This window comes from Cytobacillus sp. S13-E01 (genome assembly GCF_029193815.1).
Taxonomy (GTDB): Bacteria; Bacillota; Bacilli; order Bacillales; family Bacillaceae_L; genus Bacillus_BV.
Genome location: NZ_JARFVC010000071.1, coordinates 1 through 2,610 on the forward strand (window position 1 = coordinate 1; position 2,610 = coordinate 2,610).

Sequence of the window (2,610 nt, forward strand, 5' to 3'; positions counted from 1 at the left end):
CGTATCGTGCTTTCCATTCTGTTCTTTTTTCCTTAAGGGTCATAGAAAAACCTCCCAATATGATTTCTAGGGAGATTATCTCATGGACTCACTATTAATAGAATGTGGGCTGTATTTGACGCTTACCAAAATTAAGTGTCAATTGGGATGTCAATTCTTACGACATTTCTAAATTCATCAGAACTCATCCTATATTTAGTACCCAGTGATAGTTAAAATAAGAGGAGATTTTCCGGTTAAACTGCGTAATAAGGCTTGGTTCAGGGTATATAAGCGGAGGTTTTCCGCTTAAGCAATGCAAAATGATCCATTTTGACGTTTTTTGTGTAAATAGTCGGAATCCTTCCGTCTATTTAAGCGATTTTAAGTGCTATTTCGTAATTAAGAGAAATTTCTCCGCTTATTTATTAAACTTGCTAAAACGTTTGTTAAATCTAATGCTAATTTTACTATTAAAACTCAATAAACCTTATAATATCAGTATAGACAAAAAGACGAATTCGTCTTAAAAATGACCTGTTATTTTTGATTTTCTACCTCTGAACCGAACTACTAAGGGAATCCCTACTCACTTTTTTGGCAAATCAGAATTTTTATATAAATTCTGATTTGCCAAAAAAGCAGCTGAAATTATGTGTAGCTGCTTTTTTTAATTATTAAAAAGTACATCAAGGGTTAATTGACTTTTGTTTCATGCTCTAGTTCCCAGAGTTTTTCAAAGAAAGGTTGTCCCTTTATTAAATTTTCACATAATTGAACATGTTTCGGTGACCAACCATGTCTTGTTTCCTCATATAAACTCTCCCAAACTTCATCAAAGCTCAATGATTGAATTGGCCCATACTTTTGTGGATCCCACTCAGTGTACCAATACCTTACTTCTGCAGTATTTTTAGTGGACTGCAGCTGATCAAGAGCCATAAATAATAATTGTTTTAACTGACGTTCTTTTCTTGTTAGTCCGGCCATTTCTTCAGGTGATGGTGAAAGAATATGATATTCTTTGTCATGTCTAGTCCTTATCGAGCCAAATGAATACGATATTGATTCCTGTTCACTAACCATGTCATATACGAGTTGTTCTTGTCTAGGAATTAAACGACTTTTACGAATTGGTAAGGTATAACCTATCGTATCAACTGCAATAATACCTTGTCCATCGGTGACAACAAAACAATAATCTAACTGAATTCGTTCATGATTTTTTCTAACATAAGCTTTTTGATTGATATCATTTAATAATTGTTGTGGCAAATCCATTAAATCATTTTCAATGTAATTAAAAAGTATAGCATCCACTTTAAGTAAAGGGACTTGGTCTAGAAGTTCAACGCTGTCGTCTTTTCGCCACTCGTGGAAGTGACAAACATTGTAACCGTTCTCTTCACCTTCAAACCAATTTACCCAAATATCATGAAGATACAACATGTTCTACCCCTCACTTCACAACTGTTTGTCAACAGTATAGGCAGAACAGAGTAACTTTATTCCATAATCTTCATATATTGTATGAAAAATTCCTCTTTTAAATACTTTAAAATTGGAATAAACAAATGCATTTTTATTTTTTAGAAGGATAATAAATACTTGTCCATAGTAAAAAGATACCTAACGGAAGCATATAACATTCGAGTCTTCTGGAAATAAAGAGGAAGTATTCAGTAATTCCATGTCCTGTGGTAAGTAAGTTTAAATAAGCAATTGCGCTAATACCCCCGATTATTGCTAGTCCAAAACCGAACAAAAAGACAAACATTCTAAAAATCATCGTGGATTCCTAACAAGTCCATATGTCTAAGTTTCATCAAATATCCCATTTCAAACCGCCCCCAACTTGTCCAGCTATACTAAATCTATATGTTAGGAACATTTTAGAAATACTATAATTTTTGAAACTAATTCTTACAATTTATAGTGATTTAGTACAAAACAAGAAAAGCGCAAGGCGCCCGCTTATCGGCGACAAGCATAAGACAAGCCGGCTGGAAGGTTGTTCTTTAACTTTCCGGACGGATTGGCTTATGACCTCGAGCCGATGGCGCCTGGAGCTGGACGTAGATAGACAAAGACTCGAAGTTATACACAACCTTACAATTTTATAATTTCCTCACTAGCGTTGCATAAAAAAATTATGAAAAAGTCAAGAGTGTAAAAAAGGTATATTTTTGAATATCATTCCAAAATATGACATAACAGAATATTCTGTATTTTTACTTTTAGGTTAATTGAGAAAAAAGGGTAAGGGGTCCTATTTGAAGGTAGTCCTTATCCATAATTTTACAAATAAACAGGGTCATATGTTAATTCATCTAAATGCTGAACATCTCCTTTTTCAAACTGTGCTAGGGTTTCAGTGAAAACCTGTTCATGGTTTAGTCGCCTTCGACCATCTGATGATCGATCAGGCCTTTCAAAAAGTGCTTTTACAAAATTGAAGAAGCATTTCGACCAATATTCACCTAAAAACTCAAGCATATCAAGGAGGGTTCCTTGATAACTTACTTTTTTCTTCATCAATAAAGTTAGACAAAAGGTGATCATAGCTATGTAAATTTGATTGTAAACGGCATTTGCGCTTTTTCCATAACATTTTTTAATGACCAAATGCTG

At 33.8% G+C, this 2,610-nt stretch carries 2 protein-coding genes and 1 pseudogene; all 3 read right to left on the bottom strand.

Annotated features, from left to right (window positions below; all coding sequences use genetic code 11):
- Positions 1-675: 675 nt before the first annotated feature.
- Positions 676-1,428, bottom strand: coding sequence for a YjbA family protein (locus PY093_RS21130; RefSeq protein WP_275647708.1), 753 nt, complete (start codon positions 1,426-1,428; stop codon positions 676-678).
- A gap of 133 nt (positions 1,429-1,561) precedes the next feature.
- Complete coding sequence (locus PY093_RS21505) at positions 1,562-1,768, bottom strand: YuzI family membrane protein (RefSeq protein ID WP_275647709.1); 207 nt, start codon at positions 1,766-1,768, stop codon at positions 1,562-1,564.
- Positions 1,769-2,277: 509 nt separating this feature from the next.
- A pseudogene (locus PY093_RS21140) lies at positions 2,278-2,610 on the bottom strand (IS4 family transposase); the annotation flags it as partial.